Raw genomic sequence first — 6,039 nt, forward strand, 5'->3', positions numbered from 1 at the left:
ATTAGATGCACCTGACCGTTGAAGAAGCGTTAACCATTTACCCTTTGTCACGTGCCAAATTAGTTGCTGGAGAAAAAGGTCTGTCACGTATTCTGCGATCCGTCAATGTCATGGATGCCCCCGATGCGGGCGATTGGATCAAATCCGGCGAGATGCTGTTTACGACCGCCTTTGTCATGAAAGATCACCTGGATATGGCCCTTTCCACCTTACGGATGTTGGATGAGCGAGGCGGAGCAGGGCTAGGCATCAAAGTAGGCCGATATTGGGATCAAATTCCACAAGAGCTGTACGACGAGGCCAATCGACTCGAAATGCCGATCCTAGAGCTGCCATTTGAATTCACCTTTTCCGATCAGATGGACGCTTTATTCAACGCGGAGCACACGAAGACAACCAAGAAACTGCAGACTGTCCTAGAAAAACAAAAACAGCTCATGCAATTCGCCCTGCGCAATAAGGAATCCTCGGATATTTTTCATATGATATCAGGCATTCTAGGGCAACCAATCTCCGTATTTGGGCAGGGTGGCAATGTGCTTTTTCATAACACTTCTTGGTCGGAGGATGTCCTCCTTCACCAATGGCCATGGACAAAATCCCCGCAATGGGAAGGCTTCGGAGACACCCGATGCTTCCGCATCCCATTGATGGATTCACTAGGCTGCACGGGCTTTTTCAAGGTGTATGTGAATTCTCCGTTGATGTTGAAGGAAGAGGAAGCTTTGTTCCATCAAGCCGCCGAAATCTTAACCTATCATCTCGGACTCGATATTCAAAAAGGTAAAGACCCCTCACGCCAACATGCACTTAGTCAAGTGTTTACGGACTTTTTCCAGCGAGAGCTATCCTTTCACGATTTCATGAAAAGCTGCAAAAGCTACCATCTCACCGTCATATCCACCACCTACCAATGCGTGCTTACGACGATCCCATCGGAACAACCTAGTGCAACTAGGCTCCTTAATGAGGTTCGCCAGTTGCTGATCTATCATCCCCAGTTGCAGCAGTATGAATCAGAGCACTTCTACTTGGCAGATGGATTGTTCTCGATCTTCGCTCTTCCGGAGGAACAGACTTTTCATAAAAAAGATTTCCTGTCTTCACTAAATTCCTGCTTGTCACATCTAACTTCCAAAACCTCTGCCGCTGATCTGCACTGCTGGGTCAGTCGTGTAAAAGCTCAACCTGAACTCATCTACAACGCATTCAAGGAATGCTTGGAAACGCACCACGCCGCTGAGCGACTACGTATGAGCCAAACTGTCCTGCATCATGATTCCATCGAGTTATTCTCCCTATTCCAGCATCTGTCCGAGGAAGCCATGCGAGGGTATTACAACTACGTATTGGAGCCCATTTACGGTAAGAACAAGCAGGTCGATCCCGAGCTGGCGTTAACCTTGGAAGTTTATTTTGAGTATGACGGATCTATTAATGAAACAAGCCGCTATCTCTTTGTCCATCGTAATACGGTTTCGTACCGGCTGGAGAAAATCGCAGATTTATTGCAGATGGATTTCAAAAAGATGAGTGATCTCCTGCGCTTGAAGTTAGCTTTTCTCTTCCGAAATTATCTGAAATAAACGCAACCAAACTAGAAAAAAGACACTACGCTTTTTCGCTGCGAAAGGAGTTATCACGATGGAACAATGGCTAAGTAACGTTCTTGTAAACGGCGCCCTACATAACCTTCTATTGAAACAAGGCGTTATCGCCGAGATCGTACCTGCTGCGAATAGTGAGGAAACTCCCTCTTGGGACGCACAAGGCATGCTCATGGTGCCTACTTTCAAAGACTATCACGTGCATTTGGATAAGGCGTTCCCTGATGATCAGTGGATTTCACGGCGCCAAGTTGCTTCCTTATATGATCAATTTCAAATGGAGAAAGAACTCTTAGCTCCTCTCCAAAGTGGGCAAAAGGAACGTGCGCGAGGCATCTTGCAGCAGATGCTGGCCTTCGGAACAACCCGACTCCGTGTTCATGTCGACATTGACCCCGAGATCGGTTTATCCCATCTTGCCATGGTGCGGGAGCTTCAGGAGGAATTCTTAGGGGCATTAACCATCGAGATCGTCGCCTTCCCACAGCAAGGGCTAATACGTTCACAATCGATTAACCTCATTAAACAAGCCCTTCAGGAGGGCGCCACAATTGTCGGCGGCGTGGATCCTGCAGGCGTAGACCGCGATATCGAGGCTAGCTTACAGGCCATTTTTGAAATGAGCGTCGCTCATGACACCGAAGTCGATATTCACTTGCACGACCCTGGACACCTGGGACTCTTCACCTTGGAGCGCATCATGGACTACACCGAGCAGACGGGGAAAATGGGTAAAGTCGCCATCAGCCACGCCTACTGCTTAGGTGAGGTATCCGAAAGCGAATCCCTTCCGATAGCAAAACGTTTAGCCCTACTAGATATCGCCATCATCACCAGCGTGCCGATCGATTCCGCGATGCCTCGCGTCGCGCAATTAAGAGCTGAAGGCGTGCGAGTTTACCTCGGCTCAGATCATACCGGGCTAGATGCATGGACACCCTTCGGTTTCACCGATCAGCTCATGCGTGCCCGAAGAATGGCGGATATGTACCGTTGGAATGACGATGAGCGCCTGCGTTCCGTCTATCCGCACCTTGGCTCTACCGCAGGGACCTTCCAAATCGGTGACCCTGCCGACTTCATCCTCTTAGCTGCGGTAAATGCTGAGCATGCCGCAGCGTCGGCCCCTCCGCGCGAGGTCGTTAGTGTTCGTGGTGTTCCTGTTGCTGGCAGGCAGCTGCAGAACGCTTGGAAGATATAAAACTAGACATAAACAATTAAAAGGAATGGGGAGATTTCGAATGACATTACTGGGGAAAACAAAAGTAGGTACAGCCGCTATTGCTACAGTCCTTTTACTCTCTGCTTGTGGAACGAGCACATCAACAACGTCCGGAACTCCTGTAGCATCAACGGCCGCATCAAGCTCCAAAGCGCCAGACAAAGTAACTCAAGCGATGAGCTGGTTTGCCCAACCAGAAATGGGTGGACACTACGCTGCGCAGCTGGCGAAAATCTATGAGAAAGCTGGCATCGACATTACGCTTCAACAAGGTGGACCTCAAGTTTCCAACGTCCAACTCGTTGCTGGCGGCAAAGTGCAATTCGCGATGGCCAATGCCGATGAAGTTGTCCTTGCCCGCAAGGAAGGGATTCCCGTCAAAGTTATCTATGCCAATCTGCAAACCAATCCTCAAAACCTGATTTTCCATAAAGACTCTGGTATCAAGAAAATCGAAGACCTCAACGGACGCAAAGTGTACACCGCCGTTGGCTTTCCGTTCTGGCAGTACATCAGCTACAAATACAAGCTCGACAAAGTACAAATCCAGAACTACACAGGCTCCCTGGCGGGCTTCTCCGCAGATAAAGATTCCATCACTCAAGGCTTTGCTACCAACGAGCCCTACGTTCTGAAGAAACAAGGCGTTAACGTCGATTGGTTCCTGAATGCAGACCTTGGCTACAACCCTTACGGCAACGTCGTTATTGCCACCGATGACTTTATCAAGAAAAATCCCGACTTGATTAAGCGCTATATCAAAGCCACCAGCGAAGGCTGGGACTATTACTACGCGCACGGCGACGAAGTCAATAATGCCCTTAACGGCGTTAACAAAGACTACGACGTCGATCATCTGAAAGATGCGCAAGCCGTTGCCAAAGACTTCATCTTCGGCGGCGATGCCAAAGCCCACGGCGTTGGCTACATGTCCGATGAGCGCTGGAAAACACTCGTTAGCCAAATGAAAGAATCCGGCATGATCAAAGAAGATATTCCGGTGAAGGATTTGTATACGAATGAGTTTTTGCCGGTGAAGTAATAAACACACCACCTCCACCAACCGCTGGATAATTGCCGCTGTATACGGGGATTTGCTAAAGCCTTTATGGGCACTCTTCCCTGTCTAATACAATGAAAAAGACCACCCGAAGGTGGTCTTTTCTATGTAAACGCTGGTGCGCTAGGGTTCAGTTCTTCCTAACTAATGATTATTAGTAATGATAAAGAACGGTTCAAACCATTGGCAATAATCGCTAGTTTCTTTTTAAACTTAGCAACTCGGACTTCTTCTCATCGAATTCAGCTTGAGTCAGCACACCCATATCCAGCAGCTGTTTGAATTTGAGCAACTCGTCAGCCACACTGAATTCTGGCTTATCTGACTTGGAAATGGCAGCTTCCTCAAATGGCTCTTCAATCACTTCAGTGACATCAGCAGTGATATCTATGACTTCGTTCTTGACATCCTGATAGTCTTTCTCAAAGTCCTCATTTGAATAATTCCCAACTGCATCAAATAAGGTTTCTCTCAGTCGATTTCCCATCGGTTTCATCGAAGCATAAGTCAGTCCACCGGAGATAATGCCTCCGATAACCGGAATCGCTTTCGATATTCCTTGCGCAAAAGTCCTCTTGGTAATCTTGATGCCAATTGCAGCAGCTACTTTCTTTATGATTGGATAATAAATGGTTTTGGTCAACGCCTTCTGCGGAAGTTTCTTGAGCACCTGCTGTGAAAGTTTTGCAGATAAAATTTTCAATGCAGAAGCAGAACCACCTACACCAAACATCACACCCAAGAAAATCGTAAGTTCTCCTCTTACTCGCTCACTGTCGAGCTTGTCTTGTTCCCACATATCCTTATAACCAAACAAGTAAGCTAGCTCTTGTGCCATACGTAGAGCTACACCGAAAAATTGCAGTGTATCTGCCGGTATTGTCGCTGCCATTGCAAGCCCGCCAGGAAGACCTGCAGCAAATGAGACAGCCGTACTTTGCATTGTACGTTTCTCAATTAATGATTTGGCAACCTTGTTAATTATACTAAGTGGAATCCCTGCCTCCACTGGCCCCTTATCTAACACTGCAGCAAACTGTTCAGAGTTAGCATAATCTGCCAGCGTATGAGCAAGAAACTCTTTTCGATTCACTTTAACTCCAGGTACCTTCAAAGCATTTACTAATACCAGCTCAAAGGTGTTATTTGATTGTTGACTTTCTTTCATTTCGAACATCCTCCCGCGCATTCTCTTCTTCGCTTGTCGTTTATATTTTACAAATCTCTCACTAGTAATATATCACGAAATGAGTAGTAAATACTGTAATTAACACAGAGACATAAGAAAAAGACCACCCGAAGGTGGTCCTTTTCATATAAGCGGGCGGCGGGAATCGAACCCGCGCGATCAGCTTGGAAGGCTGAAGTTCTACCATTAAACTACGCCCGCGTAGTTTGTTTAAGCAAAGATGGCGCGCCCTGAGAGATTCGAACTCCCGACCTTTTGATTCGTAGTCAAATACTCTATCCAGCTGAGCTAAGGGCGCATCTATGAGGTTAAAAAATGCCGAAGACCAGACTTGAACTGGTACGGTAGTCACCTACCGCAGGATTTTAAGTCCTGTGCGTCTGCCGATTCCGCCACTCCGGCTTATATATAAAGGCGCTACCCAGATTCGAACTGGGGGTAAAGCTTTTGCAGAGCTCTGCCTTACCACTTGGCTATAGCGCCGAAATCTTCTTCTCAACTAAATAAATGGTGGAGGCTGACGGGATCGAACCGCCGACCCTCTGCTTGTAAGGCAGATGCTCTCCCAGCTGAGCTAAGCCTCCATGGGAAGTAAAAATGGTGACCCGTAGGGGACTCGAACCCCTGTTACCTCCGTGAAAGGGAGGTGTCTTAACCACTTGACCAACGGGCCTAGAAAGAATGGCTCCCCGAACAGGACTCGAACCTGTGACAACTCGATTAACAGTCGAGTGCTCTACCAACTGAGCTATCAGGGAATAATGGTGGAGCCAAGCGGGATCGAACCGCTGACCTCCTGCTTGCAAGGCAGGCGCTCTCCCAGCTGAGCTATGGCCCCAGACAAAAAAAATACCCGTTAGGGTAACTGCTTGGCAACGTTCTACTCTCCCAGAACCCTGCGGTTCAAGTACCATCGACGCTGGAGGGCTTAACGGTCGTGTTCGAGATGGGAACGCGTGGG

The 6,039-nt window shown here is 47.9% G+C and carries 4 protein-coding genes, 8 tRNA genes and 1 rRNA gene; 3 read left to right on the forward strand and 10 right to left on the reverse strand.

What is annotated here, in order from left to right; translation table 11 throughout:
* The first annotated feature begins 5 nt into the window (after window positions 1–5).
* From ASL11_RS20195 to ASL11_RS20205, 3 genes are read left to right on the forward strand one after another with little or no spacing between them, the layout of a single operon-like run.
* The gene (locus ASL11_RS20195; RefSeq protein WP_056618793.1) at window positions 6–1,586 is read left to right on the forward strand and encodes a PucR family transcriptional regulator; all 1,581 of its coding nucleotides are present in this window, start codon (window positions 6–8) and stop codon (window positions 1,584–1,586) included.
* 58 nt (window positions 1,587–1,644) lie between these two features.
* Window positions 1,645–2,808, forward strand: a complete 1,164-nt coding sequence (locus tag ASL11_RS20200; RefSeq protein WP_056618797.1) for an amidohydrolase family protein — start codon at window positions 1,645–1,647, stop codon at window positions 2,806–2,808.
* A 25-nt stretch (window positions 2,809–2,833) separates the two neighbouring features.
* Window positions 2,834–3,871, forward strand: a complete 1,038-nt coding sequence (locus tag ASL11_RS20205) for an ABC transporter substrate-binding protein (protein ID WP_063795639.1) — start codon at window positions 2,834–2,836, stop codon at window positions 3,869–3,871.
* 214 nt (window positions 3,872–4,085) lie between these two features.
* Here the strand turns inward: ASL11_RS20205 and ASL11_RS37525 are convergent, their stop codons facing one another.
* The 10 genes from ASL11_RS37525 to rrf all read right to left on the reverse strand — a co-directional run.
* Window positions 4,086–5,057 carry an SHOCT domain-containing protein gene (locus tag ASL11_RS37525; protein WP_082595626.1) on the reverse strand — a complete coding sequence of 324 codons (972 nt, stop codon included), beginning with the start codon at window positions 5,055–5,057 and terminating at the stop codon, window positions 4,086–4,088.
* Between the two features lie 151 nt (window positions 5,058–5,208).
* Window positions 5,209–5,279, reverse strand: a tRNA-Gly gene (locus ASL11_RS20215).
* A 20-nt stretch (window positions 5,280–5,299) separates the two neighbouring features.
* Window positions 5,300–5,376, reverse strand: a tRNA-Arg gene (locus ASL11_RS20220).
* 18 nt (window positions 5,377–5,394) lie between these two features.
* Window positions 5,395–5,480, reverse strand: a tRNA-Leu gene (locus ASL11_RS20225).
* Between the two features lie 10 nt (window positions 5,481–5,490).
* Window positions 5,491–5,561: transfer RNA gene (locus ASL11_RS20230), tRNA-Cys, on the reverse strand.
* 25 nt (window positions 5,562–5,586) lie between these two features.
* A tRNA-Val gene (locus ASL11_RS20235) sits at window positions 5,587–5,662 on the reverse strand.
* Window positions 5,663–5,676: 14 nt separating this feature from the next.
* A tRNA-Glu gene (locus ASL11_RS20240) sits at window positions 5,677–5,751 on the reverse strand.
* A 9-nt stretch (window positions 5,752–5,760) separates the two neighbouring features.
* Window positions 5,761–5,836, reverse strand: a tRNA-Asn gene (locus tag ASL11_RS20245).
* Window positions 5,837–5,840: 4 nt separating this feature from the next.
* Window positions 5,841–5,916 (reverse strand) — tRNA-Ala (locus tag ASL11_RS20250).
* 29 nt (window positions 5,917–5,945) lie between these two features.
* Window positions 5,946–6,039 (reverse strand): 5S ribosomal RNA (gene rrf, locus ASL11_RS20255); the annotation flags it as partial.

It is taken from the genome of Paenibacillus sp. Soil750 (genome assembly GCF_001428045.1).
Lineage (GTDB): Bacteria > Bacillota > Bacilli > Paenibacillales > NBRC-103111 > Paenibacillus_E > Paenibacillus_E allorhizoplanae.

Bases quoted from the DNA above. Each gene is read 5' to 3' on its own strand.
- ASL11_RS20195 (WP_056618793.1), top strand. From the start codon at position 6: ATGCACCTGACCGTTGAAGAAGCGTTAACCATTTACCCTTTGTCACGT.
- ASL11_RS20200 (WP_056618797.1), top strand. From the start codon at position 1,645: ATGGAACAATGGCTAAGTAACGTTCTTGTAAACGGCGCCCTACATAAC.
- ASL11_RS20205 (WP_063795639.1), top strand. From the start codon at position 2,834: ATGGGGAGATTTCGAATGACATTACTGGGGAAAACAAAAGTAGGTACA.
- ASL11_RS37525 (WP_082595626.1), bottom strand. From the start codon at position 5,057: ATGAAAGAAAGTCAACAATCAAATAACACCTTTGAGCTGGTATTAGTA.